This window comes from Limnobacter sp. SAORIC-690, assembly GCF_002954425.1.
GTDB classification, from domain to species: Bacteria; Pseudomonadota; Gammaproteobacteria; order Burkholderiales; family Burkholderiaceae_B; genus Limnobacter; species Limnobacter profundi.
Window position 1 is genome coordinate 2,705,333 of the sequence record NZ_MQVZ01000001.1, and the last position, 26,581, is coordinate 2,731,913.

24 protein-coding genes and 1 pseudogene are annotated in these 26,581 nt (G+C 49.4%); 6 read left to right on the forward strand and 19 right to left on the reverse strand.

The genetic code is table 11. From position 1 onward, the window contains the following. Nucleotides 1-112: 112 nt before the first annotated feature. The 4 genes from BSZ31_RS12930 to BSZ31_RS12945 all read right to left on the reverse strand — a co-directional run bounded on the left by BSZ31_RS12930 (nt 113) and on the right by BSZ31_RS12945 (nt 5,202). Nucleotides 113-580, reverse strand: coding sequence for a MerR family transcriptional regulator (locus BSZ31_RS12930; protein ID WP_105029085.1), 468 nt, complete (start codon nt 578-580; stop codon nt 113-115). Nucleotides 581-647: 67 nt separating this feature from the next. Continuing rightward, nucleotides 648-2,120 (reverse strand): hypothetical protein, encoded by a 1,473-nt coding sequence (locus BSZ31_RS16765; RefSeq protein WP_146106692.1) that lies wholly within the window; start codon nt 2,118-2,120, stop codon nt 648-650. A 14-nt stretch (nt 2,121-2,134) separates the two neighbouring features. After that, a complete protein-coding gene (locus BSZ31_RS12940) occupies nt 2,135-3,100 on the reverse strand; it encodes an ATP-binding protein (protein WP_146106693.1) in 966 nt (321 codons plus the stop codon). Between the two features lie 8 nt (nt 3,101-3,108). Beyond that, nucleotides 3,109-5,202 carry a hypothetical protein gene (locus BSZ31_RS12945; protein ID WP_105029088.1) on the reverse strand — a complete coding sequence of 698 codons (2,094 nt, stop codon included), beginning with the start codon at nt 5,200-5,202 and terminating at the stop codon, nt 3,109-3,111. A gap of 267 nt (nt 5,203-5,469) precedes the next feature. On the opposite strand from BSZ31_RS12945, the gene BSZ31_RS12950 reads away from it, so the two are divergent. Next, entirely contained in the window at nt 5,470-7,464 is a 1,995-nt protein-coding gene (locus BSZ31_RS12950; RefSeq protein WP_105029089.1) for a S8 family peptidase, read from the forward strand. 126 nt (nt 7,465-7,590) lie between these two features. Next, nucleotides 7,591-7,809, forward strand: a complete 219-nt coding sequence (locus BSZ31_RS12955) for a hypothetical protein (RefSeq protein WP_105029090.1) — start codon at nt 7,591-7,593, stop codon at nt 7,807-7,809. Here BSZ31_RS12955 and BSZ31_RS12960 read toward each other — a convergent pair whose 3' ends face one another. Then, nucleotides 7,810-8,850, reverse strand: a complete 1,041-nt coding sequence (locus BSZ31_RS12960; protein ID WP_206018607.1) for a tetratricopeptide repeat protein — start codon at nt 8,848-8,850, stop codon at nt 7,810-7,812. A gap of 189 nt (nt 8,851-9,039) precedes the next feature. Between BSZ31_RS12960 and BSZ31_RS17100 the strand changes: the two genes are divergently transcribed. After that, entirely contained in the window at nt 9,040-9,192 is a 153-nt protein-coding gene (locus tag BSZ31_RS17100; RefSeq protein WP_156799567.1) for a hypothetical protein, read from the forward strand. Next, complete coding sequence (locus tag BSZ31_RS12970) at nt 9,189-9,614, forward strand: DUF3135 domain-containing protein (protein ID WP_105029092.1); 426 nt, start codon at nt 9,189-9,191, stop codon at nt 9,612-9,614. Before BSZ31_RS17100 ends, BSZ31_RS12970 begins: the two co-directional genes overlap by 4 nt. On the opposite strand, the gene BSZ31_RS12975 is transcribed toward BSZ31_RS12970, so the two are convergent. After that, nucleotides 9,586-10,296: an SIMPL domain-containing protein gene (locus tag BSZ31_RS12975; RefSeq protein ID WP_168426980.1), complete on the reverse strand. Its 711-nt coding sequence runs from the start codon at nt 10,294-10,296 to the stop codon at nt 9,586-9,588. The genes BSZ31_RS12970 and BSZ31_RS12975 overlap by 29 nt on opposite strands. Nucleotides 10,297-10,407: 111 nt before the next feature. Between BSZ31_RS12975 and BSZ31_RS12980 the strand changes: the two genes are divergently transcribed. Together BSZ31_RS12980 and purT are read left to right on the forward strand one after the other, a co-directional pair. Beyond that, on the forward strand, nt 10,408-11,487 hold the full coding sequence (locus BSZ31_RS12980) for an AI-2E family transporter (RefSeq protein WP_105029094.1): 1,080 nt from the start codon (nt 10,408-10,410) through the stop codon (nt 11,485-11,487). Between the two features lie 40 nt (nt 11,488-11,527). After that, nucleotides 11,528-12,757 (forward strand): formate-dependent phosphoribosylglycinamide formyltransferase, encoded by a 1,230-nt coding sequence (purT, locus tag BSZ31_RS12985; protein ID WP_206018661.1) that lies wholly within the window; start codon nt 11,528-11,530, stop codon nt 12,755-12,757. 258 nt (nt 12,758-13,015) lie between these two features. Here purT and BSZ31_RS12990 read toward each other — a convergent pair whose 3' ends face one another. From BSZ31_RS12990 to BSZ31_RS13050, 13 genes and pseudogenes are all read right to left on the reverse strand, one after another. Continuing rightward, a complete protein-coding gene (locus BSZ31_RS12990; protein ID WP_105029096.1) occupies nt 13,016-14,614 on the reverse strand; it encodes an ABC-F family ATPase in 1,599 nt (532 codons plus the stop codon). A gap of 102 nt (nt 14,615-14,716) precedes the next feature. Next, the gene (locus tag BSZ31_RS12995; RefSeq protein WP_105029097.1) at nt 14,717-15,697 is read right to left on the reverse strand and encodes an LD-carboxypeptidase; all 981 of its coding nucleotides are present in this window, start codon (nt 15,695-15,697) and stop codon (nt 14,717-14,719) included. A 25-nt stretch (nt 15,698-15,722) separates the two neighbouring features. Continuing rightward, a complete protein-coding gene (locus BSZ31_RS13000) occupies nt 15,723-16,493 on the reverse strand; it encodes a nucleoside deaminase (protein ID WP_240605712.1) in 771 nt (256 codons plus the stop codon). Between the two features lie 91 nt (nt 16,494-16,584). After that, on the reverse strand, nt 16,585-17,568 hold the full coding sequence (locus BSZ31_RS13005; protein WP_105029098.1) for a branched-chain amino acid ABC transporter permease: 984 nt from the start codon (nt 17,566-17,568) through the stop codon (nt 16,585-16,587). A gap of 13 nt (nt 17,569-17,581) precedes the next feature. Further along, nucleotides 17,582-18,466, reverse strand: coding sequence for a branched-chain amino acid ABC transporter permease (locus BSZ31_RS13010; RefSeq protein ID WP_008249371.1), 885 nt, complete (start codon nt 18,464-18,466; stop codon nt 17,582-17,584). Between the two features lie 71 nt (nt 18,467-18,537). Further along, nucleotides 18,538-19,743 carry an ABC transporter substrate-binding protein gene (locus BSZ31_RS13015; protein WP_105029876.1) on the reverse strand — a complete coding sequence of 402 codons (1,206 nt, stop codon included), beginning with the start codon at nt 19,741-19,743 and terminating at the stop codon, nt 18,538-18,540. A gap of 46 nt (nt 19,744-19,789) precedes the next feature. Further along, nucleotides 19,790-20,512, reverse strand: coding sequence for an ABC transporter ATP-binding protein (locus tag BSZ31_RS13020; protein WP_105029099.1), 723 nt, complete (start codon nt 20,510-20,512; stop codon nt 19,790-19,792). Then, complete coding sequence (locus tag BSZ31_RS13025; RefSeq protein ID WP_105029100.1) at nt 20,512-21,282, reverse strand: ABC transporter ATP-binding protein; 771 nt, start codon at nt 21,280-21,282, stop codon at nt 20,512-20,514. Before BSZ31_RS13025 ends, BSZ31_RS13020 begins: the two co-directional genes overlap by 1 nt. Before the next feature lie 194 nt (nt 21,283-21,476). After that, on the reverse strand, nt 21,477-23,099 hold the full coding sequence (gene guaA, locus BSZ31_RS13030) for a glutamine-hydrolyzing GMP synthase (protein ID WP_105029101.1): 1,623 nt from the start codon (nt 23,097-23,099) through the stop codon (nt 21,477-21,479). Nucleotides 23,100-23,166: 67 nt separating this feature from the next. Then, nucleotides 23,167-24,159, reverse strand: coding sequence for a GAF domain-containing protein (locus BSZ31_RS13035; RefSeq protein ID WP_146106694.1), 993 nt, complete (start codon nt 24,157-24,159; stop codon nt 23,167-23,169). Between the two features lie 26 nt (nt 24,160-24,185). Then, nucleotides 24,186-25,645, reverse strand: a pseudogene (guaB, locus tag BSZ31_RS13040) (IMP dehydrogenase). Nucleotides 25,646-25,734: 89 nt separating this feature from the next. Next, nucleotides 25,735-26,091, reverse strand: coding sequence for an RnfH family protein (locus tag BSZ31_RS13045; RefSeq protein WP_205882382.1), 357 nt, complete (start codon nt 26,089-26,091; stop codon nt 25,735-25,737). Further along, nucleotides 26,091-26,537, reverse strand: a complete 447-nt coding sequence (locus tag BSZ31_RS13050; RefSeq protein ID WP_105029103.1) for a type II toxin-antitoxin system RatA family toxin — start codon at nt 26,535-26,537, stop codon at nt 26,091-26,093. The genes BSZ31_RS13045 and BSZ31_RS13050 overlap by 1 nt, the downstream gene beginning before the upstream one ends. Nucleotides 26,538-26,581: the final 44 nt, after the last annotated feature.

A 26,581-nucleotide genomic window follows, 5' to 3' on the forward strand; every position in this document is an offset into this window, starting at 1 on the left:
ACACCAACCGCGGCTGCGAACATTTTAACTTTCATCACAAAATCTCCTTTAACAAGACAAGGGAACACTCCCATACAGATCGTGGACCTTCCATCCACTGGAAGGTCAAGCGCTATTTTTTGGCATCGTTTCTGATGGGAATAATGTAGTCAGCAATTAGAAACTCACCTTCTGGTTCATTCGGGTTTTGTGCAAGTTCATGCGCGATTGCAGCATTATTCGCCTGAATGTCCGTCAACTTTTGTTCTAGCGCCTCGAGGTGAATCTTCACTTGTTGGACTTCAACTAATTTTAACGCGATTAATTCGTCTACTTTCGCTCTGGAGCCACAACCGCAGGCTGGTCCCTGATCGTAATAATCCAGCACTGACTGAATTTCTTTGATCGAGAAGTCAAGTTCGCGTGCCTTTTTGACAAAATCAAGTCTGGACAAGTCCTCTTGCCCGAAAACGCGGTTTTTACCGGAGGTAAACCAAGACTCAGAAGTAGCCCTTTTCGGTGCAATCAAGCCCTGGTCCTCGTAAAATCTAATAGTTTTAGGACTCAAACCGAGTTGCTTAGCTACTTCGCTAATTTTCATATACTAGAACCTCGAGATTCGACATTCAATAAACTAAGTGAATGATGCACTAGATAAATGTTACATTTCAATCAATTTGAACATTAAACAAACGGTATTGATTCTGAACTTTTTGAAGTGACAGCAACGCCCGACTTTTTGGTGGAAAGTGATCTGGTTTTTCTCCAGATTCAATTCTATTAAGCCACACCCTAGCGTCATAAATGTAAGACTTTACAAGTTCATCGCACATAGAATCTAAAGCAAGCATCTGTTCTGAAGAAAAGTTGGGTATAGAAAATTCTTGAAATTTTACCCTGTTAAAACTAAAAAGAGCATCGATTTTATTTTCAGAAATATTACTTTTTACTGGAATGAATGTAGCGGATTTTACCAAATCCTCATTCATTAAATGAAAATTATTAAAATATTGCAAGCGCCTGCTACGAATGCTGGTAAAAAGAGGGGGAAGCCACAACTCAGTAAGCCAATCTATTAATAGATCATGAATCAGCACACCACAATACAGGCCTTTGCTATTAGAAAATGTCCATATCCCATCATTTTCATGCAAGTACCAGAATTTTTCAGTTTTATTCATTAAATCTAATTTTAACTCGTCGAAGAAACTGAGTAAAGATTGAATAAATGACGCTTCATTTCTTCGATGAAGGTAACAAAAAGATGAATACACTATAGGAAGGGCTAAGTGTTGGAAATATGTAAAGTTTTCAAAAAATGAAAAACCAGAATTGTCGAAAATTGAGACTGAGTTTATTTTTCTGATCGCGTTAGTTGGAATCGTAAATTCACGAAGAGACTCTGGGAGTGGTAATTCTTTTACTAAAACGAAATGTGCGCATAGCTCGGGATTACAACAATCCATACTTTTGAATGTATGAATATGTTTGCCTAATTTTTTATCGCAATTTTCTTTTAAAGAAAAATTCCATTTATCGAGGTCTTGAAGAACTGTTGATAACAGCCCTGCTGTATTAGGCTTTTCTGGTTGTGCTGAAGGAAAATTCGGACAAATAAATTTAATAAAGTTTAAGTAGCATTTGACACTTCTCTCATTTAATCGAGTGGCGAGATGATTACATGAAAAAATTTCAAGTTTTACATTGTGAAACAGGCATCGATCTAAGTACTTCAATGACGCATGTTCTGGCAGTTTGTAACTTTTAATGCATTCTGGACAATAACGAATAATTTTTTCTTGATGACGTGTATTCACGTAGTAGTCTTGTGTTAAAGGAATTCCAAGAATATTTAAATCGCCAGAACTTTTTGTAATTAAATTATTTTGTATATAAGCTTTATTACTAAAGATTGAGAAAAGATACTTTAAAGAACGATGCTCAGATAAATTTAGATTAAAAATATCAATGGAAAAATATTGATTAAAAAATACATTGACTTGTTCAATTTTTAACTTATTGAGTAATGCAAATTTCGCTAGCAAAAAATAGGTATTGTCATTAGTATCGTACAGCTCTGATCTCCAGTTGAAGAGTTGATATTTATATTGTTGTTCTTTATGAGAATTTATCTCAATCAATCTGTGGAAGTTGTCTATATCTGTGACGTAAGGTTTTGTTGAACAAGTATATTTGAAATATATTGTGAATTCAGGTTCGACTCCAGATGATCAAATGACTTATTGCCCATATCTTTTAATATTCTCTCAATTAAATTTGCGATTTGATTCATGGGAATTTCAATCTGATCCGATTTTGGTTTAAACGATTTGAATGCTAAATTGTACTTTTCAATCAGTTCATTCCAAATTAAGAATGCCAAGCTTGTTAAACGAAAGCCATCATCAAAAGCGTTTGATAAAAAATACTTTGTATAACTTACACCGCTATTTTCTGGCCACTCGGAATCCTCATCGTATCCTTCTAGAATGTATTCCAGTTCAATTAATGATCTAATTCCGTGAAATCGAGCATGGTGCATTAGAAATCTTGTTACGATATGTGCATCACCCGTTCTTGCAAAAAAATTGGGTTGGAATGAAATTTGATGTGAGCCTACTGAAATGATACTTAACCTATACCCTTCTAGATCGAGCTCATTTTGTAAGCTCAATAGCCAATGCCATTCATTTAGTAAAACCAATTGAGCCTCATCAATCAGTATTACGATGTAGTTGTATTTGACTCTGTTGGCTAGTGTAATAAGATGTTGTTTGAATAGGAATTTTGCCTCCATTTTTGCTTTTGGTTTGATTGGATTTTTGAACTCAAATCTTGAGGCCATTAGAAGAAGATTCCAAAATTCTCTCTCGGATTTGCTATTGGTTGGATGTGACCAAATCATCAAAGGGAATTCAGTATCGAACTTTTCATTGAGTATCTTAGCCAAGAAGGATTTTATGCCTTTCGATTTTCCGAATCGAGAAGGTCCATAAATGTAGCCACCAGTCTGACGTTGCTCAATCCATCTGGTGATTGTTTCGCACATTTCATGAATAGGAGGGGTATAAATCGCATATTCTTGTGTGCAAACCGGATGATCACGTGAAATCTCAGTCATCGTCGTCTCTATTTATTTTCAGCTTTTCGTCGTGGTGGAAGTGATGCGGAATTTTGGGTATGCGCTGTAGCGTCGGAGGTGTGGGGTGCGATATTCTGCTTATTCCTGCTAGCAGCATTGTTTTTGGTTGTAGAGCGTGACTTGGCGTTATCTTCAGTGTTGTCGATAATCCGGCTTTCCATGCTTTTATTGGTTTCATTTGAAGCCATATCAGACTGTATGGTTTCGTTGTCAGGGACCTGATGGATAGTGTCGTTGGATTGAACCAGAAAATTTCGAGCTGTTAGATAGGCTGGATGAGGAGGAAACTTACCTCCTGATGCTTCCACCTCGGCAATGTAGGATTCCACCGCATCTTGTTGATTCTGCAGAGAGAATTTGCCTTGACGAATTAATCCGCAGATTAGTCTTCGGGTCTCAAAGTTGTGAGGAACGCGATTCCATGGAGGTGATACGCGTAAATTGTCGATATGTTCACCAGTCAGTGAAGATGCCTTGATGACCCTGGAGTCTGAATCAGAATCGGCTGTGATCCAGATTTTTTTCCCAGCCAAATCTAGTCTTTGACCCAATATTGGACTGGTGTAAATACCATTCTCGAAATTGACGTATGGCCTCTTTCCGGCGTCCAGACCACCTTTAACCATGCACAGCTTTCTGTAACTGAAAAAAGTGTCAAGGTGTTGTGGATCAATCACTCTGGGCTGGAATGTCTTGCTAAGCACCAGATATTGCAGGTACTGAAGTGGTGATCGACCACTAAGTCTTGAGTGGATTCTCGCGTTGTAATTAGCAATGATGATGTCGAGAAGTTCTTCTGCATACTCGTATTGGAACTCTGAGGCTACTGCCACTCCGATGGGGTCTCTGCCCTTCGTTGCACCAGGGTAATTTCCTGTTGTGTTGGAAATTTTCTGAAATCCGAATATTCCGAGTTTGTTAAAAAAGCTTTCAATAAATGGTCGGTCGTCTTTTGTTCGTCTTATCGCGTACGAATTCTTCGGAGTAAGAAGAATCGACCCAACCGAATTTTTTAGTACTTCTGTAACTACCTTTGCTTTTTCGGCAAGTGCACCATCAATTGAGGTTTCGTCCCAGCATATGCCCACAAACTGCTTACCTAAAACACTGGGAAACCCGGCACCATCGATATAAAAGTCCTTGTCGGTGTGGTGTAGTTTTTTCTTCGCCCAGGGCGAAAGGGACTTCTTGATTACCCGAAGCACATCTTCTTTAGAAATCTCCTTTCGAAGACTCATGTGATATCCAAGCACCAATCGAGTCACCACCTCAATAATCACGATCACCCAAATTCTGTGGATCAGTACGTTCTGGTAGCCACCCTCAAGTAAAGGAATCGCAACGGTGAAGCGCCCATCAATTTTGTGGGCGTCCATTTCTACACGTTGAAACGGGCGGTGAACTGGTCGATCAACACCATCTCCCGCCTGCATTTTCCTTTGAAGTTCATTTCCACCGTGTATCAGGATTGCTTTGCCAGGGTTTTCGTGGAGCACCCTATCAATGTATTTAATGATTGAGTGATATCCGTTCGTTTTAGTGTTAAAAGGCCACTCCCCTTTGATTTCAAGACCTTTCTCTCTAAGACTTTGGAGAAACCAGAGCCAAATCGATCGTTTTGAGATTGATAACATTCCAAGCTTTTTTCGGGTATTGGGGACTTTAAGAATTTTTTTGTGTAAAACCTCTCTGACGTCCGGATAGGTGTCTAGTAGCGTTTGAAAAGCGCCAACAGCACCGTGTCCCCACTGATTAATAACGATGGGTGTACGTCTTTTGAATTGAACTATTCTGATTTGTGGGATCAGTGCTCGCCAGCCATAAATTTGGCCGTCGGGATGATCGCAAATACACCGTTCAGTGATTAAGCGATAGATCTGGGGCTCTGAGATACCATATTCTTTTCGAATCGTAGCGACTTTGCTGCCGCTTAAATATGCCTTGATTGCCTCTTTTCTATTGAGGAACTTGGCTAGCTTATCTGGAGCAAGTGAAGCTTCATCAAAGCCTGGCCAAATTGTGAAGTCAGCCCAGATGGTGTCACTTAAACCTTTGATGTGTCGAGTCGACTCGGAGGCCATAGTAGAGACTTGGGCAGAGTGATTTCAATTTACTTTACCTTTTTAATCTACAGTCTGTCTACTTTACAACTGTGCTATCAAGGAAAGTTAGCTCACTTGTCAAGCACACTCAAGCAATGTGTTTATTATCAAAGACTTGCGTCGAACACCATCTTTACAACTCTTGTAGAACAGCCGCAAGGCCTTCCATTCTCTTGTTTCCAATTCTGAATCCGCAAGCCCCTCTCCCCGGTATCATCTAATAACAGCCACATTCAGGGTCTACCCATGCAGTTGCGTTTCGCTATTCAAAGCAGTTTGTTCATTCTGCTTGGCATCGTCTCGACTATTTCATGGTCGGCTGATCGTTGGGTAATCCAGTTCAAAGACAGCCCTGATCACGGCCATGCGACTGTTCAATCTTCCTCGCTTGAATCACGCAAATCAGAATTGCGAGCCAGGCTTGCCGAACTTTCCATCGTTCACAAACGCACCTTCCAACTTGTGAGGCCATTTGGTGAACGTGGCGCTGTAATTACAACGCCCAATGGCAGCGATGCTGAACAAGCGCGCCTCCGTTTGTTGTCCGATCCGATGATCGAGTCTGTTGAGCTTGACCGTCGTATCAAGCTTCGCGCCCAATCGCCTTTGATCGGGGTATTAAATGGGCTTGACCCGTCACGCCGCAGCCGCTCGTGGTTCCACCAAGATTTGAGCACACAGCCCGCTTCAATCAATACGGGTGCCATGTGGACCAACTTTCACGGTACCGCACCTACTGTGGTCGCTGTGTTGGATACGGGTGTTTTGCCAAGCCATCCCATGCTTCAAGGCCATTTGTTGTCTGGATACGATTTTGTAGCTGACCCCTTGATAGGGGCTGATGGTCAAGGTTCCACAGGTTCTGATCGGGATTCAGACCCGACTGACCCCGGCGATGGTGTAGGCCCAGCCGATCTTCTGGCAGACCCAGTGTGTGGAGGTGTTAGTCAGTCAAGCTGGCACGGCACCTTTGTATCCGCTCTGCTTGCCGGCAACCCGGTGCCAAACGAAGGTGTGTTTTCGGTTAACTGGAATGCGGTGGTACTGCCTGTTCGTGTGTTGGGCAAATGTGGTGGGTTTTCAAGCGACCTTGCAGACGGTATTCGCTGGGCCGCCGGCTTGAGTGTGCCTGGGGCACCCAACAACCCCTTCCCTGCCAAGGTAATTAATTTAAGTTTGGGTGCGGAGGGAGCTTGCGTGGCCTCCATTGAGGGCGCCGCAATCTCCGCAGCACGGCAGGCTGGCTCTTTGGTGGTGGTTGCCGCAGGCAACGACGGTAGCACAGTGGATTCGCCTGCCAACTGCCCTGGCGCTTTTGGTGTAGCAGCAATAGATCAGGAAGGGTTGAAGGCAAATTACAGCAATTTTGGACCCAGTATTCAACTTTCAGCGCCTGGAGGCGATGCAGCGTTTCCAATTTGGAGCGCCTCAAATACGGGTAGCGATGGCCCTCTGACCAACACTTATAACACCAAGATCGGTACCAGTTTCTCTTCTCCCATGGTGGCTGGCGCAGCCTCGCTGTATTGGTCTTTGGATCCTTCGGCGTCAGTGGCCACCGTGGAGAATTTGCTGAAAACCACTGCGCGTCCCTTTCTTTCGCTGGGTGGTCGCCCCACTTGCACCGCTGACACAGTGGATGTTGAATGCAATTGCACACGGGCTCTGTGTGGTTCGGGCATGCTGGATGTAGCCAATTTGATCAATTCACAGGCGGCAGGTGGACTTACTAATTTGTTCTCCAACACGGGCAATGTCATTCCACCGGGACAAACACGTACATTCTCTGCCAGCGGGACATTGAACTCTTCCGGGCAGGAGGTAAATGCAGTCAGTTTCGATGTGATCAATGTGTTGAAATCGTCGGCCGACGCACCCAACCCGATTTTGTCGGTGAGCGGCTTGGAAGTGGATGTAACCGCGCCTTCGGGGGTAACAGGGTTTGATCTTCGTGCACAAACTGCCAATGGCCGAACGGCAATTGCCTCGGTTATTGTGGCCAATCAGGGGGCTACGTCCCCTACTTTGTTGGCCAGTCTGCTTTCACCATTGATCAATGGTGCCTCCGCAGGTGTAGGTGCACCCTCCTCGGCTGTGGGTAATTCGGTGGTGGGCGATTCAGGCAGTGGTTCTGGCACAGGAAGTTCCAGCGGTGGTGGGGGTGGTGGTGCCTTGAACTTGCTGGGTTTGCTGGCTTGTTTGTTTCTACTGCATTGTTTTAAAAAGAAAAATACAGTCTAAAATGCGCCGGTTTGGTTAAATACAACGTTAGAAGTGGCGCTCCAATCTGTGACATTGCTCAATGGTAAAGTTCAATTGTTGACTCATTGGTCAGCAATTGAAGCAGTAAATTTTGAGAGGTGTCGTATGAAAGCTCTTCGTTCTTACCCCGGTGTATTGGTGTTGTTGTTGATCGCCTCAGCCATGTTAGTGCATGGTTTGGTGGATTACATTAACTATGAAGTAGCAAGCCCAAGTATTTTGGCAGCCCTGGGTTGCGTGTTCTCCGCAATTTTGCTGGTTGCAGTGTATGAGTTCAAATCATTCAAGGCCAATCGCAAGCTGGTGCGCGACAGCAAGGTTTAATTAATTGCGGTTGGCACTTCCTGAAAGGCCTGTTTTCGCCGCATTTTGGGCGGCGATCACGGCCTGCAAGTTCTTTTGAGTGCTGAGTGTCAAAGGGTCTTCGTTGCCCAAGGCATCCGCCCGAATAATGTAGGCGCGGCTGAGTGCCACTTCCGCTCGCTTTAAGTCCCCTGCCCTGTAAAGCACAACCCCCAGGTTATTCAAAGATTGGCTGGTTCTGATGTCGTTGGGGCCAAACGCGGCTTGCCGTACTTCAAATGCGGTTTGGTAATTCTTGGCTGCTTCTTGCAATTGATCGCCGCGCATTTGCAGCGTGCCTAGAAACGTCAGTATTTCAGCACGAATGGGTTCGTTTTTGTAATTGGGCGTGGCATTGATAATTTCTGCAAGCACCTGGAAACTTTCCAGCGCCTCCTGCTCTTTCTCCATGTCCAGTAAACCCACGGCATGGTTCATGCGGGTCTCGAGCGTTCGGGCATTGGTTTTTCCCAAGCGAATTTCATACACAATACGCGAGCGTTTGAATGCTGCTTCAGATTCAGCCGCTTTGCTTTGCAGGGCATAGTAAGTACCTAGGGCGTCTTGAACCATGCCGGCCGGCAAAGAATAACGACCAATTGATTGTTCAACCGTGCTTAGGGTTTTCTGAAAGTGGGCTTCGGCACGTTCTGTTTGATCGGCTTGTGCATAGGTTTGGCCAATCAGCACCTGCAAACGCGTCCATGCTTCAGCTGCCACCTGGTCTTCCCGGCTTAGAGGGCTGTATTGGCTGGCTTCATTCCAGGTTGAAATGGCCAAGTCGGCTTCATTTTGCGCCAGGTAAGCTTTACCCAGTGTTTCAAGAATTTTGACGCGTTTGGCCTGGGTAACTGGCCCAGTCAATTCCAGCCGGCAAATTTCAACGGTAGTACCCACAGGTTCTTTGCCAAAGCTGTTTTCACAACGGGTTAAATTTGAACTTGTTTCCTGAGCGAAGGCTGTGGGTATATAAGCCCATGCAAACAAACCCAGAAAAAAAGAAAAAGTCCAAGCGCTTTTCATAAACACCATTGTTGTTGTCATTCGATTGTTGTTACTGAAGAGTATTACTAAAACCGATTGCTGTGTTTGGCAGTACAAAGGTTAATAGCAACATTACTAGTCATCATGGGCCATCATTCAAGCGTTGAAGTAAACCGGGTAGAAAGTTTGGGAAAGAAATTTGAAACTCTCGCACTGGTTGACAGACTCATGGAAGAGAACGAAGCTCTTAGACGTGAGCTTAACCTAAAAACTGCCCGGTTAAGGACTCTGCAAAAAGCAGTGCATGCGTTTTTGATGGGAACCGACGATCAAGACAGCAACAAAGCCAAGCTCATTGAGCAAAGCAAGGAGCAGCCATGACGCACTTTGATTTCAAGGAATGGGCCGACCTGTACCAGGTGGACCCTGTTGCCTTCGAGCAGCGCCGCGAGGCGGTACTCGAAGGTTATGTAGCTAGTGTCGATCCCGAACACCGCTTGGCGCTAGAGCAAACGCTGTTCAAGATCCGCATGATCCGCCAGCGCTCGAAAAGCCCATTGCAGTCGGCCATGGAATCGTCGAAGCTGATGTGGGAGTCGTTTGGCAAACTGCGTGAGCAGGTGCAAAAACTGGAACAGGAACTGAGCCCTGCCCCTTTGAGGCAAAATGGTTTGCGTTTGATCGATCAGAACTACACTGGCGACATTGAAAAAGCCGCGGACACCTCAAACGATCAATCCGGTCCAGCTGCCAATCTGGCCCGTGTTATTCCATTCACGGCTTCAGGCAAACGCGCCCATTAACCGAAACACTTACCCGGCTTGAACCGGCAGCCGGGGCCACTTCCATGCCTTTGCTCATCATGTCTGCCGAAGCTGCGTACATTCTGGGGTAAGAAGGTGGGCCTTGATTTTCATCGTTAATTGACACTTCGCCCAAGGTGTAGCCAGTTTTTCCAAAACCCTTCGCAGCAATGCTTGCCTTGTTTTGAAATTCTTTCATGGCACTTTGCAGCAGTTTTTCACGGCTTTGTTCAATACGACCTTCGCTGGGAAAATATTCCAGATTGCTCAGCGTCAGGCCTTCGGCAACATTCAGGTTTTTCTGGGTTTTCAGTGCCTGCACCGGCATTTCAAAGGTGAGCGAGCCCACACCTTGCCAAGTTTGGATGACATTGTTTTTACCGTACTGCGGATAGGTTTGAATATTGTTTTTCAGTTTGCTGATGTCTTTGTTTTTCGACAAATTGTTGATTGATTTTTCAAGCACGGTGTTAACGGCATTCATGGCCTCGTTGGCTGTACCTGCCTGAATTTGCACCTGCCAATTCAAGCGCACCATGTCATTGTCCACCTCTTCGCTGCTAATGGCATTCAAGTTCACGGCGGGTGTTTTCTCGCAAAGGTCTGCAAACGCGACCGATGGTGCCAGCAAACCGACCGAGGTACTGAACAAAGCGATTCTCAAAGTGTTGGATAATTTCATGTGTGTTCTCGTGAAAGTGAAATAACAGTCAATTTGCAATTCAGGCATTGCTACAATGATTGAACCACAAACAAGCATTCCAATAACGCGTATTTCGCACGACTGGCTGACATGGCAGAACACCTGAGACAACCGAAGTCCCTGATCAGCACGCTGTTTACTGTGTTGATACTGGTCGGTGCTGCCATTGTATTATCGCCATTTCTGTTGGCAATTTTGTGGGCAGGAATTATTGCCACCGCGTTTTGGCCGCTTCACTGTCGCATTCGTGGCCGCTTTCCCGGAAAGCCCAATGGCGCCGCATTTTTGACCACCCTGGTTGTTGCATTCCTGTTGGTTGGGCCAATGATCGGCTTGATCGTGTTTATGGTTCAAGACATTCTTGAAATTACCACCTTCTTGCGACAGGCCGATGACTCCGGCGTCGCAGTGCCCAACTGGTTGCCTCAAATTCCAGTGCTTGGCGAAATGCTCGTGGCCAGCTGGACAGAATATTTGAGTGTGCCCAAACAAATTTCCGGACTGTTGCGCGAAACACTTACCCAACGTTTGGGCGATGTGCAAGGCACAGCGTCGGCCATTTTGCTTGAATTGCTGGGTCGTGTTGCCACCCTGTTTTTTGCATTGTGGGTGCTGTTCTTTTTTTACCGCGATGGCTCAAGCATCAGCATACGCATGAACCGAATTGGCACTGACTGGCTGGGCCAACGCTGGAAGCCGTATGTTTCACACATGCCACCTGCCCTGCGAGCAGCGGTTAACGGGTTGGTGATTGTCAGTTTTGCCGAGGCAGTTATTCTTTCTGTGCTGTTTGCCGCCTGCGGTGTGTACGCACCCGTGTTGTTGGGCACCGTTACGGCATTGATTGCCTTTATACCCATGGCTGCACCAGGCTTGCTCGCTATTTTGGGTATGATCCTGTTTTTAAGTGGCAACGGCGCAGAAGCAATTGTGTTGATCACGGTGGGCATGTTGGTGGTGTTGATTGCCGATTACCTGGTTCGCCCTTTGTTGATTCAGGGCGGAACCCATTTGCCGTTTTTGGCCGTGTTGTTCGGTGTGTTTGGCGGCGTCATTACCATGGGTATTGTGGGCTTGATTATTGGCCCGGTGCTGCTGGTGTTGTTGGTGGTGTTTTTTGATGAAGCATCGCATGCACACCACCACGACACCCCCGAATCCATCAATTAAACAGTGATTTAATCAAGCGAGTTTGAGCATGACAACAGCGATTCAATTTCCAACGCAAATCGGTACACCTTTGGCTGCAAACGCCGTCAAAGTGATGTTGCTGGGCAGTGGTGAGCTGGGTAAAGAAGTGATCATCGCCTTTCAGCGCCTGGGTGTTGAAGTTATTGCAGTGGACCGCTACCCCAATGCGCCAGGGCACCAGGTTGCGCATCGCTTTCATGTAATCGACATGACCAATGCCAACGCATTGAAGGCCTTGATTGCACAAGAGCGTCCCCACATTGTGGTGCCGGAAATTGAAGCGATTGCGACCCCTGCCCTGAAAGAACTTGAGGCAGAAGGCGTGGTGCGTGTGGTGCCCACAGCCAATGCGGCTTGGCTAACCATGAACCGTGAAGGAATTCGCCGCCTGGCCGCTGAGGAATTGAATTTAAGTTGCTCGCATTATGCTTTTGCGGATGATTTTGAAACCCTGAAGCGGGCGGTAGAAAAAGGCATTGATGGCAAGAAGCCGGTGGGCTACCCCTGCATCATCAAGCCTGTGATGTCATCCTCTGGGAAAGGGCAATCCAAAGTGGATGATGCCAGCCAGCTGGAAGCCGCATGGGATTACGCAGGCAGCGCTGGGCGTGTCAATTCAGGGCGGGTTATTGCTGAATCGCTGATCGAATTCGAGTATGAAATTACCCTGTTGACTGTGCGTGCCCGCAACCCCAAAAGCGGCGCAATTGAAACCAGTTATTGCGAGCCTGTGGGTCATATTCAGGTAAGCGGCGATTACGTTGAAAGCTGGCAACCCCAAGCCATGCGCGCAAAGGCCCTGGACGAGGCCCGTAAAATGGCAGATCTGGTAACCACCGCCTTGGGCGGCACCGGTTTGTTTGGCGTCGAAATGTTTGTAAAAGGCGATCAGGTTTGGTTCTCTGAGGTAAGCCCCCGCCCTCACGACACTGGCATGGTCACCATGATTACGCAGTGGCAGAACGAATTCGAGTTGCATGCACGTGCCATTCTGGGTTTGCCTGTTGACACCAGCCTGAAAACACCGGGCGCCAGTGCAGTAATTTATGGTGGTGTAGACAAAGTGGGCATTGCATTTGAAGGTGTGGCTGATGCATTGGCCGAGCCCGGCACGGATGTGCGTTTATTTGGCAAACCCGAGTCGTTTGTGAAACGACGAATGGGTGTGGCCTTGGCGCGTGATGCAGATGTGGAAAAAGCCCGTGCTAAGGCCAAGCGGGTTGCTGCGAAGGTGAAGCCAGTTGGTTGAGTTTATGGCCTATGTCAATGGCCGTCCGGAAGGGGCTTGCTGCAGGGATGCAAATGGTTTTGCTCAGTCTGCCGATTCAAGATCAAGTCGCCCGGTTTGCAACGCAGCGAAGGGCGACCTGCAAGGTCGATGCGAAGACGCGCTCGCGTTTCGCATGCCCTGAGCCAGTAGCAAACAGGGGAATTCGACTTGATCAAGGCAGACGGGCAATGCCTTTTGCGTCCCCATCAAGCCCGCAGCACTAGTGGCAATCCTTTGTCAATTCAGCCCCAAACTCTCCCGGTATTCTTCGTAGGTGCCGCGGTAATCGGTAATGCCGTCTTCACGCATTTCAAAAATTCGCGTGGCAATGCCAGAAACAAACTGGCGGTCATGCGACACCACAAACACTGTGCCTTCATATTTCTCCAGTGCATATTGAAGTGATTCAATCGATTCCATGTCCAGGTGGTTTGTTGGCTCGTCCAGCAGCAACACATTGTGACGCCCCAGCATCAGGCGACCAAACACCAGTCGGTTTTTCTCACCACCGGAACATACCTTTACCTGCTTGGAAATTTCATCATTCGAGAACAGCAAACGCCCCAAAATACCGCGAATGGCCTGGTCGTCGTCGCCTTCCTGAGAAAAGCGCTCGGTCCATTCACGCAAATTCAAAGGCACATTGAATTCGTCGCTTACGTCTTGTGCCATGTAACCCAGGTCTGCATTCTCCGACCACTTCACTTCGCCATAAGTGGGTTCCAAAGCCTTGGCCAGCAGCTTCAGTAGTGTGGTTTTACCCATGCCGTTGGCGCCCACAATACCTACTTTGTCGCCTGCCTCCACCATGATGGAGAAGTCCCGGATCACCTTGTTGTCGCCGTACGCCAAGCTAATGTTGTCCAACTCCACAGCCAGGCGGTGCATCTTCTTTTTCTGTTCGAATCGAATGAACGGATTTTGGCGTGAAGAGGGTTTCAGGATGACTGTGTCTTGTTTGATTTTCTCGATCTGCTTTTGGCGCGAGGTGGCCTGGCGTGCCTTCGATTTGTTGGCCGCAAAACGGCGTACAAAGTCTTGCAAATCTGAAATGCGTTCTTTGGCACGCGCATTGGAGGCCTGTGCGCGTTCGCGTGCCTGGGCTGCAGCCAGCATGTAATCGTCGTAATTACCAGGTACCACTTGCAAGGTGCCGTAATCCAGATCGGCCATGTGGGTGCACACTTCATTCAGAAAGTGGCGGTCATGGCTGATGATGATCATGGTGCTCTCGTACTGGTTCAGTACGTTTTCAAGCCAGGCAATCGTATTAATATCCAGGTTGTTGGTGGGTTCATCCAGCAACAGCACATCAGGTTTTGAGAACAGGGCTTGCGCCAGTAGCACCCGCAGCTTCCAGCCAGGGGCAATTTCACTCATCGGGCCATTGTGGTTTTCAAGCGGAATACCTGCACCCAGCAGCAACTCACCCGCGCGGGCTTCGGCCTCGTAGCCGCCGAATTCGGCATACACCGCTTCCAGGTCGGCTGCGCGCATGTAGTCGTCGTCGGTGGCTTCGGGGTTGGCATACAAGGCATCCCGTTCTGTCATCGCGGCCCACATTTCCTTGTGGCCCATCATGACCACATCCAGCACGCGGTACTCTTCAAATGCAAATTGATCTTGGCTTAGCTTGCCTAAGCGCACATTGGGCTCGATGACCACAGTGCCGCTGCTGGGCTCCAGGTCGCCACCCAGAATTTTCATGAAAGTGGATTTTCCGCAGCCGTTTGCGCCAATCAAACCATAGCGGTTGCCATCGCCAAATTTGGCATTGATGTTTTCAAAAAGCGGCTTGGCGCCGAACTGCATGGTGATATTGGCTGCGGTGAGCATAAGTATTGGAAAATTCAGTGATTTTTAACGAAGGGGGCATTATACATGCCCGGGCTTGGGGTGTGCTCAATGCCAGCTTAATGCGGGCTCGGAGCGTTGCGACTAGCGAAGGGTTTGAACCAGGCGCGCGTTGAATTCGCTGTGCCCGCCAGTAATGGTCAAGGTGCCCTGCCCGCCCTGAAACCAGCAAGCCTTGGGAGTGCAGTGACCAAATGGAAAATTCAGCAACACGGGTACGTGTTTAAGTTGGTCTTGAACAAATTCAGCGGCGCTGCGCAGGCTGTAACCATTGTCGTGTGTGCCGGGTTTGGGTTCACAAAAATTACCCAACACAATTGCCTTTTGCTGGGCCAACACACCAGCGTGTAGCAATTGCAGCAGCATGCGCTCAATTTTGTAGGTGGGCTCGTTCACATCCTCAAGCACCAAAATACCGCCAGGTACACTGGGCAACCAAGGCGTTCCTAAAAGGCTGCACAGCAAGGTGAGGTTGCCACCCCACACCGGGCCTTCAATTGCAATGGTTTGTTGTTCTGTGCTCAGTCCGACACATTCAACAGGCCATTCAATATGTACTGCCTGTTTTTCTACCGCACGCAAAAAGTGTTCAAGGGTGAGCGGGTCTGCGCCCTGCTCTGCCCCAAAATCGAAACAAGCCATGGGCCCGTGCAACAATGTGGCAGGTTGTGCCCCCGCGTTCAGCAATGCCAATTGCAGGCTGGTAATGTCGCTGTGGCCGCACAACAGGTGCGCATTCGCATTCAGCAATGCGGCAAGTTCCGGAAAATTCAACAGCGGCAGCAAGCGGCTTAGGCCGTAACCCCCGCGGGTGGCCATCAGCAGGCTGGGCGTATTCATGGCAAATGCATTTTCAATACTGGCCATGCGCGTGGCTTCATCGCCTGCGAAGCGTTGTGTGCGCAGGCGTGCTTCAGGCATTTCAATCACATTGAAGCCATGTTGATTGCTCAAATGGTTGCAGGCCCGGTCAAGCAATGTTTCATCAACCAGTGCGCCACTGGGCGAAAACATGATTAGCTGATTCAGTGCCTGATTTGTTGCAATGGGCGGTTTGGTGTTCAATTCAATTCCGGTTTCAAAAGTAATGTCACAGGTACTGTTTCCAGGAACGCACGGGTTCTCCGTTGAAATAATCGCACAAACTGGCCAGAATGGCGGCCTGTTGTGTGTGCTGCCCCGTTTTCAACACGCGGCTTTGCTCAGCCAATATCTTGCTTGCCTGCTCTAGCCCGGTTTGCAGAAAATCTTGCGGAGTGTGGAAGCCAAGTTGCGCAAGTTGGTCAATTGTTTGTTTGTTGGCATTTGGCAGGTGCATCAGGCTGGCCAAATCAGCAACGGTTTCTTCTCTTTGTTTGCGGCGCACTTTAAAAAAATTACCCAGCAATTCTTCGCTTTCCTGTGCCATGCAACCTGTTTCAAAAACACAGGGGTGCCATGCTTGCGCTTGCTCGAACACTGACAAGGATTGTTTTAAATCCCCGTTGTAGCGTGATTGTGCACAACCCACCACCACGCGGCCTATACGCGCATGCAAAATTGCACCAACGCACATCAGGCAGGGTTGTAGTGTGACGTACAGGGTGGCCTGTGCACCCAAGCGGTAATTGCCAACTGCCTGGCAGGCTTGTCGAATGGCCTGAATCTCGGCATGTGCGCAGGCATCGTTGAGTGTTACGGGCGCATTGTGTGCGTGGGCAATGGCTTTGCCATCGATTACCACGACCGCGCCAATCGGCACTTCGCCGGCCTGTGCAGCAAGCCTTGCTTGCTGCAACGCAAGTTCCATCCATGGCATGTCTTCGGGCTGGCCGTGGTGCGCCAGTATCGAAAATTTCTCGGACAGCTTGCTGGTTTGCATGGTTTTCAAAGTAAGCCGAATAAAGTGTTCTCAGTTTGACATAAAAAAACCCGGCACCAGGCCGGGTTCTTGGTCTGTGGGCAGCTTCAGTTTACTGACCCGCCTTAAGCAATCTGCGTTGGTTCCACGCAATAATTTCCCCAACAATTCCGCGCCGGAAGGCCAGCACAACCACAATGAAAATGAAGCCAGTCACAATTGTGACCTGCTCCCCCAGTGAGCGGAACCAGGCAATGTCGGTTGTTACCGCCATCCAGGTGCCAAATTCACCAATGCGGTTTTCCAGGGCGATGATCACGATGGCACCCACAATTGGGCCTGCAAGAGTGCCCAAGCCACCCACCAAGGTCATCAGCACCACCAGGCCAGACATCGTCCAGTGCACATCGGTCAATGTTTCAAAGCCAAGCACCGAGGCTTTTGTTGCACCTGCCAAACCCGACAATGCAGCTGACAAAACAAACACCAGCAACTTGTATTTGTCCACGTCATAACCCAGTGATATTGCGCGTGGTTCATTTTCCTTGATCGCCTTGAGAACCTGCCCGAAGGGCGAATGCACAGTGCGAACAATTAGGGCGTAGCCTGCGATGCAAATGGCCAATACCACGAAGTAAAGTGTCAAGTCGTTACTAAGGTCTACAACACCGAACAAGGTGCCGCGCGGTATGCCCTGTAAACCATCTTCACCGCCAGTAAATGGCGCCTGTAAAAAGATGAAATACAGCATTTGTGCCAGTGCCAGCGTAATCATGGTGAAGTAAATGCCCTGCCGTCGTATGGCCAAAGCACCCATGATTAAACCAATGAGCGCTGCAAATGCCACGCCCGCCAGCAAACCAAGCTCAAAGGGCATACCAAGGTCTCGAATAACATACCCGGCCATGTAACCGGCACCACCCAGAAAAGCAGCATGCCCGAAGGAAAGCAAACCGGTGTAGCCAATCAACAGGTTGAATGCACATGCAAACAGTGCAAAACACAGCAGTTTCATCAGCAGCACCGGGTACATGAAAAACGGTGCCGCCAGGGCGAGAATGATTGCCGCAATGGCGATAATTGTATTTTTGTTCATCGTGTCAAACCCTTTATTTCTCGCGGCCGAATAAACCGGCCGGGCGAATCATGAGCACAATCGCCATGATGATGAACACCACTGTGGCTGACAATTCTGGATAAAACACACGGGTCAATCCTTCCACAATGCCCAAGGTGAGCCCGGTAATGATTGAACCCAGAATAGATCCCATTCCACCAATCACCACTACCGCAAACACAGTGATGATGAGGTTAGAGCCCATCAACGGTGAAATTTGAATCACCGGCGCAGCCAGTACACCCGCGAATGCAGCAAGTGCCACACCAAAGCCGTAGGTCAGCGTCACCATCAAGGGCACGTTGATGCCAAAGGCCTCCACCAGTCGCGGGTTTTCAGTGCCTGCACGAAGCAAGGCTCCCAGCTTTGTTTTTTCAATCATGATCCAGGTGGCAAAACAAACCACCAGCGAGGCCACCACGACCCAGGCGCGGTAGTTGGGCAGAATCATGAAGCCCAGGTTGGTCGCACCCTGCAAGGCCTCTGGCACTGAATAGGGTTGACCGGAAACACCATAAATCGAGCGGAATATTCCTTCCAGCATTAAGGTAATGCCGAAGGTCAGCAACAAGCCATACAAGTGGTCAAGCTTGTAAAGCCAGCGCAACATTGTTTTTTCAATCAGTATCCCGAAGGCGCCCACCAACAAGGGGGCAAGCAGCAGCATCACCCAATAATTCAGGTTGAAATAGGCCATGCCCATCCAGGCGAAAAATGCACCCATCATGTACAGCGCGCCATGGGCAAAATTGATCACGTTGAGCAAGCCAAAAATAACAGCAAGACCCAGTGACAACATGGCGTAAAACGAGCCATTCACCAGGCCAAGCAATAACTGCCCAAGAAAGGCCTGCAAGGGAATTCCAAAAATTTCCATGAGTACGTGTCCCGCAAAGCCCCTGGGCGGTTAAACCTCAGGGGCATTGGTCTTGTTTTGGTTTTACTGAATTACTTCCACAAAGCGCACTTGGTCTCAGCTTTGGTGGTGAAAGCCTGCTCGCCTGGAATGGCCTGTACAACTTTCAGGTAATCCCAAGGTTTTTTGGATTCTTTGGGGTCTTTCACCTGCATCAGGAACATGTCGTGAATCATGCTGCCATCGGCACGGTAGTATCCGTTCTTGGCATACATGTCGTTCACCTTCTGCTTGCGCAGGGCTTCCATCACTTTGGCGCCATCATCCGTACCCGCAGCTTTCACAGCATTCAGGTATTGCAGGGTTGCCGAGTAATCGGCTGCGTGCAGGCTGCTGGGCATTTTCTTCATTTTGTCGAAGAAGCGTTTGGACCACTTGCGGGTTTCGTCGTTTTGATCCCAATACCAGCTGTCGGTGAGGTACATGCCCTTGGTCTGCCCCAAGCCCAATGCGTGCACATCGTTGATGAACATCAGCAAACCGGCAAGCTTCATGCTGCCTGTAACTCCAAATTCATTGGCCGCCTTGATGGAGTTGACTGTGTCACCACCGGCGTTGGCCAGGCCCAGAATTTGTGCACCCGAGGCTTGCGCTTGGAGCATGAAACTGGAAAAGTCAGACGCTGACAACGGGTGACGAACGGCGCCCTTTACAGTGCCGCCACTGGCCTTTACCACTGCGGTGGTATCGGTTTCAAGTGAGGTGCCAAAGGCGTAGTCCGCGGTCAGGAAATACCATGTTTTGCCGCCCTGCTTGGTTACAGCTGAACCAGTGCCTTTGGCCATTGCTACCGTGTCATAGGCATAGTGAATGCTGTAAGGGTTGCATTCTTCATTGGTAATGCGGGCGGTACCAGCACCAATTACAAAGTTGGGCTTTTTCTTTTCATCGGCTACTTTGGCCATGGCCAAAGCCGTGCCGGAGTTGGTACCTGAAATCAGCATGTCGACACCTTCAGTGTCAAACCACTCGCGTGCCTTGCTGGCTGCAATGTCAGCCTTGTTTTGGTGGTCAGCAAACACCAGTTCGATTTTCTTGCCGTTCAAGGTGCCGCCAAAATCAGCGATCGCCATTTTTACAGCCTCGACACCACCAGGCCCGTCAATGTCGGCATATAGGCCAGACATGTCGGTGATGACACCAATCTTGATGGTGTCGTTGGAAATTTGTGCCTGTGCTGAGCCGGCAGCGAATGCAAAAAGTGCGGTCAGTCCAGTTGCGATTGGTTTTAATTTCATCATCATCTCCTTTGGTTTAAGTCCAATCCCTTGAAAGGTTGGTTTTTTATACGCCCAGCAGCGAATGCAGCACGGGCATTTTTTCATCGAGTTCCGAGGAAGCAAAAGCCTCCACAATTTGGCCGTGTTCCACCACGTAAAACCGGTCGGCCAGTGGGGCTGCAAAACGGAAATTCTGTTCCACCATCACAATGGTGTAGCCCTTCGATTTCAGGGTGGTAATCATCTTGGCCAGGGCTTGAACAATAACAGGCGCAAGCCCCTCAGAAATTTCATCCAGCAGCAAGAGTTTGGCGCCAGTTCTCAGAATGCGCGCAACGGCCAACATTTGCTGTTCACCACCTGACAAACGCGTGCCCTGGCTTTTTTTGCGTTCGGCCAGGTTGGGGAACATCTCGTAAATTTCTGCCACGCTCATGCCTTTGTCGGTTTTTGAAACAAAGGGTGGCAGCATCAGGTTTTCTTCGGCAGACAGGGAAGAGAATATGCCCCGTTCTTCCGGGCAGTAACCCACACCCAAGTGGGCAATTTTGTGGGTGGGCATGTGAATCGCCTCGGTGCCACTGATTTTGATTGACCCTTTTCTTGAACCAGTCAAGCCCATGATGGCACGCAGGGTGCTGGTGCGCCCTGCACCATTTCGCCCCAGAAGTGTTACCACCTCACCTGTTTTAACAGTCAGGTTCAGGTTGTGCAAAATGTGTGATTCGCCATACCAAGCGTTAAGCCCGGCGATTTCAAGCGCAGTGTTTGTCGATGCATTACTCATCAGTGCGCACCCTCCAGAACTCCAGTGGTGGAGCCCATGTAGGCCTCCATCACCTCGGGGTTGCGCGAAACCTCGTCGTAGCTTCCTTCGGCCAGCACTGCGCCGCGTTGTAGCACCGAGATGCGGTCGCTGATACCCGCCACCACATTCATATTGTGTTCAACCATCAAAATGGTTCGGCCAGCGGAAACCTTCTTGATTAATTGGGTAACGCGGTCCACGTCTTCGTGGCCCATGCCCTGGGTTGGCTCATCCAGCAGCATCAATTCAGGTTCCATGCCCAATGTGGTTGCAATTTCAAGTGCACGTTTTCTGCCGTAAGGCAAATCTACGGTCAGGGTGTCTGCAAAGCTTTCCAGGTCAACCAGCGCAAGCAAAGCCATGGCCTTGTCATTCAGCACCGAGAGTTTTTTCTCACTTTTCCAGAAATGAAACGAATTACCCAATGGGCGTTGCAAGCCGATGCGTACATTTTCAAGCACTGTGAGGTGTGGAAACACCGCAGAAATTTGAAACGACCGGATAATGCCCTGCCTTGCGATTTGGGCTGGCTTTGCACTGGTGATGTCTTTGCCGTTGAACAAAATTTGGCCCGATGTGGGCGTTAAAAATTTCGTCAACAAATTGAAACAGGTAGTTTTACCTGCGCCGTTGGGGCCGATCAACGCGTGGATATGGCCCCGCTGTACTTTCAAATTCACATCGCTGACCGCAGTGAATCCCTTGAATTCCTTGGTCAACGCCCTTGTCTCCAACACTACTTCTGCCATGGGTTCTCCATGTTGTCATTGTCGTTGTACCCATCGGTGCCGGGCTGCGCCGATAGTTAGATATCGCCAATGATGGTGGCATGTGTGTTTTCATTCGGGAATTAGGGCAAACCTCACCCCCTGAATGCAAAAAAGCCCGCATTTGCGGGCTCTTCTGTAAGGCTGGGGTAAGTGACGGGATTCGCTTTATCGGCTTATTCCCATTCAATGGTCGCAGGCGGCTTGCCCGATACATCGTACACCACCCGGTTCACACCTTTTACCTCGTTAATAATACGATTGGAGATACGGCCCAACAATGAATAAGGCAGGTGTGCCCAGTGTGCTGTCATGAAGTCTTGAGTTTGTACGGCGCGAATGGCCACCACATATTCGTAGGTGCGGCCATCGCCCATCACCCCCACCGATTTCACTGGCAAGAACACTGCAAAAGCCTGGCTGGTGAGGTCGTACCAGCTTTTTCCAATTTGTTCCTCGGTGCAAAGCTCAGCCGCTGCGTCTTTGGCTGTGGCTTTGGTGTTGCGCAATTCTTCGATGAATACGGCATCGGCACGCTGCAAAATTTCAGCATACTCGGCTTTCACCTCGCCAAGAATTCGAACACCCAAGCCCGGCCCGGGGAATGGGTGGCGGTAAACCATTTCAGGGTCAAGGCCAAGTTCAACGCCAAGTTTACGCACTTCGTCCTTGAACAAATCACGCAGGGGCTCCAGCAATTTCAGGTTCAGCGTATCGGGCAAGCCGCCCACATTGTGGTGGCTTTTGATGTTGGTGGCTTTGCCTGTTTTTGCGCCAGCTGATTCAATCACGTCCGGGTAAATAGTGCCCTGTGCAAGCCACTTGGCGTTGGCACGCATGCCAGCCTCGCGCTGGAATACATCCACGAATGCTTTACCAATAATTTTGCGTTTGGCCTCGGGGTCGGTGACGCCTTTCAGTTGCCCCATGAATTCTTCGGTGGCGTTCACATGCACAACACGCACACCCAAATGTTTGGCGAATGTTTCCATAACCTGCTCGCCTTCTTTGAAACGAAGCAAGCCATGGTCGACAAACACGCAGGTAAGCTGATCACCAATTGCCTTGTGAATCAATGCAGCTGCCACGGAAGAATCAACGCCACCCGAAAGGCCCAAAATAACTTCATCAGTGCCGACCTGGGCACGAATTCTTTCAACCGCTTCATCCACAAAACTTGGCATGGACCAGTCACCTTTGCAACCGCAAATGTCGCGTACAAAGCGTGCCAGTATTTCCTTGCCTTTTTTGGTGTGCGTTACCTCAGGGTGAAATTGCACGGCATAGAACCCGCGTGCTTCATCGGCCATGCCGGCAATTGGGCACGAGGGTGTAGAAGCCATCAACTTGAAGTTGGGTGGAAGCTCGGTCACCTTGTCACCGTGGCTCATCCAAACATTCAACAGGCCATGCCCATGTTCGTTGGTTTCGTCTTGAATGCCATCAAACAGTTTTGTGTGGCCATGGGCCCGAATTTGGGCATGACCAAATTCCCGAACCGTACCCGCTTCAACTTTGCCGCCAAGTTGCATGGCCATGGTTTGCATGCCGTAGCAAATGCCCAGCACTGGTACGCCAAGATTAAACACCAACTCGGGCGCCCTGTCGGTGCTTTCTTCATAAGCAGACTGGTGGCTACCCGACAAAACAATGCCGGATGCCCCGTATTCCTTGATGCGTTCCGGGTCTACGTCGCAGGGCAAAATTTCGCAGAAAACGCCGCACTCACGTACGCGTCGGGCAATGAGTTGTGTGACCTGTGACCCGAAGTCGAGTACCAAAATTTTCTGATGATTCATGAAGCGTTCTTTGAATGTATTAAAGGTAATTGGCCCAAGGCAATGTTGCGCAGGGCTTGGCCGATGCTTAACTAAGACTTAACAGGCGATCCACTGCTTGCACTGCCGTGCATTGAAGTTCGTCGCCTGACAGGCTGAGAAAGTTGATGTCCACATCAACCAGAGCTTTCACGCCATGGGTTTCGAGCGTGGTTTCACCAAAACGGGCTTTCAGCTGTTCCAGCAAACGTGCCACCTCCGAATTGGTCATGCCCGAACACACAGCCACGAAGGCATCTGCCCCTAGGGACCCAACACTTGAGCCGTTGGGCAAAACATCTCGAATGATTGAAGCAGTAAATTTAGTGAAGTCCACAATACGGTCGCGACCAAACCTGTTCAAAATCAAATCAAATGAACTGAGTTTCACATGCAGCAGCGAAAGGTCTTCTCCCTTGTGCAAGGCATATTCGAGTTCTTTGTCCAGCAGTGCTTCAAATCCGCGTCTGTTCCAAGAGCCGACGATTGGATCAATCAGCAAAGACCTTTGATTTTCGTTCAAAGAACGCACAAACCGGCTCACGACATTGTCCTCTATCGGCTTGGCCAGCTCTACTTCAACCAGGCGCGCGAAATCTCGTAGATCCTGCCTGTCTTCCTGGGAGAATGCGCGGGGAACACTGTCGATCACGCAAAGCGTACCGATCGTGATACCGAATGCATCCCGAACGGGCTGACCTGCATAAAACCGTATTCTTGGTCCGTCGACAACCAAAGGGTTGTCCATGAATCGGGGGTCCAGCAGCGCATTTTCAACAATCAAAGGTTCATCACTGAGAATGGCATGTCCACAAAAAGACACCTCTCTGTCTGTGGAGCAGGCATTCAGGCCTTGAAGCGATTTGAACCATTGAATTTCTTTGTAAACAATGGTGACCAGCGCCGTATCAATATCAAAGTGCCGACAAACCAAACGCGTGATTCGATCAAACCGGGCCTCGGAGGGGGAATAAATCATTCCCAAATTCTGGATTGCCCGTGTTCTTTCTTCTTCGTTGTGTGGAATGTCAGGTTTTTGCATGGCGGCTTCGCTGTATTCAGGCCTTGTCAATCGACATGGTAGTTCGGTGCTTCTTTGGTAATTTGAACATCGTGTACATGTGATTCCCGAATGCCCGCAGATGAAATTTCAACGAACTCTGCTTTTTCGTGCATTTCAGAAATTGAACGGCAGCCGACATAACCCATGGAAGAACGGACACCGCCCACCAACTGGAAAATGATGGACAGCACAGAGCCTTTGTAGGGCACCCGGCCTTCAATGCCCTCGGGTACAAGTTTGTCGGCATTGTTGGCCGGGTCCTGGAAGTAGCGGTCCGCAGACCCCTGTGTCATGGCGCCCAAGGAGCCCATGCCGCGGTAAGCCTTGTAGCTGCGGCCCTGGAACAAAACGACTTCACCTGGCGCTTCTTCAGTGCCGGCAAACATGCCGCCCATCATGGCGGCGCTTGCACCGGCTGCCAGAGCCTTGGAAATGTCACCGGAATAACGAATGCCACCATCTGCAATCACAGGCACACCAGTGCCCTTCAGGGCCTTGGCCACATTGGCAATTGCGCTGATTTGGGGAACACCCACGCCAGCCACAATACGCGTGGTACAAATTGAACCTGGACCAATACCCACTTTCACGCCGTCTGCGCCATGCTCCATCAAGCCAACGCAGCGCTGGCCGTGGCAATGTTGCCGCCAATTACATCCACCTGTGGGTAGTTTTGCTTTACCCAGCGTACGCGGTCCAACACGCCTTTGCTGTGGCCGTGGGCTGTATCAACAACGATTACGTCCACGCCAGCAGCCACCAGCTTTTCAACACGTTCTTCAGTGCCATCGCCCACGCCCACGGCTGCACCTACGCGCAATTTCCCGTGAATGTCTTTGCTGGCCCACGGGTGTTCCGTGGCTTTTTGGATGTCCTTAACAGTAATCAAGCCTTTCAGCGCGTTGTCTGCACCCATCACCAACACGCGCTCCAGGCGGTGCTTGTGCATCAAGGCTTTGGCCTGCTCCAGGCTGTCGTCTTCGGATACGGTGACCAAACGCTCTCGTGGGGTCATGACGTTGGAAACAGGCTGGTCCAGTTTGGTTTCGAAACGCAGGTCGCGGTTCGTGACAATGCCAACCACCTTGCCATTCTTGACAACAGGTAGGCCCGAAATTTTGTGTTGCTGTGTAAGAGCAATGACCTGGCGAACGGTGAGTTCAGGCTCGATCGTGATCGGGTCGCGAAGCACGCCAGACTCATGGCGTTTTACTTTGGCCACCTCGGCCGCTTGCTGCGTTGCTGTCAGGTTCTTGTGAACAATACCGATACCACCTTCCTGTGCCATGGCAATGGCCAACCTGGCTTCAGTCACCGTGTCCATGGCGGCAGACACCAGAGGAATGTTCAGGCTGATGTTTCGGGTCAGTTGGGTAGACAGGGATGTGTCTTTGGGAAGAACGTCTGAGAACGCAGGAACCAGCAATACATCATCAAACGTTAACGCTTTCTGCGTGACACGCATGCAATTTCTCCTTGCGCAAAAGCGAATTATAAAGGATACCCAGCATGCCTGTTTTGGTTTACAAACAGAAAAACCGGGGAATTTAAGTTTTAAGGGACGGTTTTTGATTGCTTGCGGCTTCGCCGCTCGTATTTCGCCAATTCTTTCTGGCGTTTTGTCAGCACCTTGTGTTGGGCACGCCTGCGGCGACTTTCCATTGGGTCGAAGCTAAGCCCATCCAGAATTTCAATGCGATCGCCCGGGTGAAGCAGCATGCCCTCGGTGGCGTAAAGGCCATACACCGCCACTGCGCGCTCCTTGAGTAACAATGCAATGCGTTCACTGCTCAAGCCAATGGCCTGAAGTGCCTGCTCCACCGTGGTTTTTTCGGGCACATTCAATGGCTTGGGCATTGATACAAGCACACCGCCGTCGGCTGGGCCAAGTTCAAGCCAGTGAACAAGCATCACTGCCCTGCCCCGGTGCTGTGTAACGACTCTGCACGTTTAATGAAGGAATCCACGAAACTGTTGGCAAGGCTGGTGAACACCGGCCCCACCAATTGCTCCAGTACCTTGCTTGAAAACTCGTAGGCCAGTTTGAAATGAACCTTACAGGCTTCGGGCGTCAGTTCAATGAAATGCCAGGTGCCCTCAAGATGGGTAAACGGACCTTCCACCAAGGTCATGTGGATTTCCTCGTGTGGTGTCAGTTTGTTCATTGTGCAAAAGCTTTGTTTGACACCCTTGAACGCAATTTCTACGGTCGCTTTTTCAATGTTGGCGCCAACAGGCTCAACACTTCCGGCACCGCACCACGGCAAAAACTGGGGATAATCGGCCACCGCCCGCACCAAATCGAACATTTGTTGCGTGGAAAAATGAACCAACACGGACTTTTCTACAATGGCCATGAATGCTGAAGGGTTTGTTTCCCGCTCGGAGAAAGGATTAAACT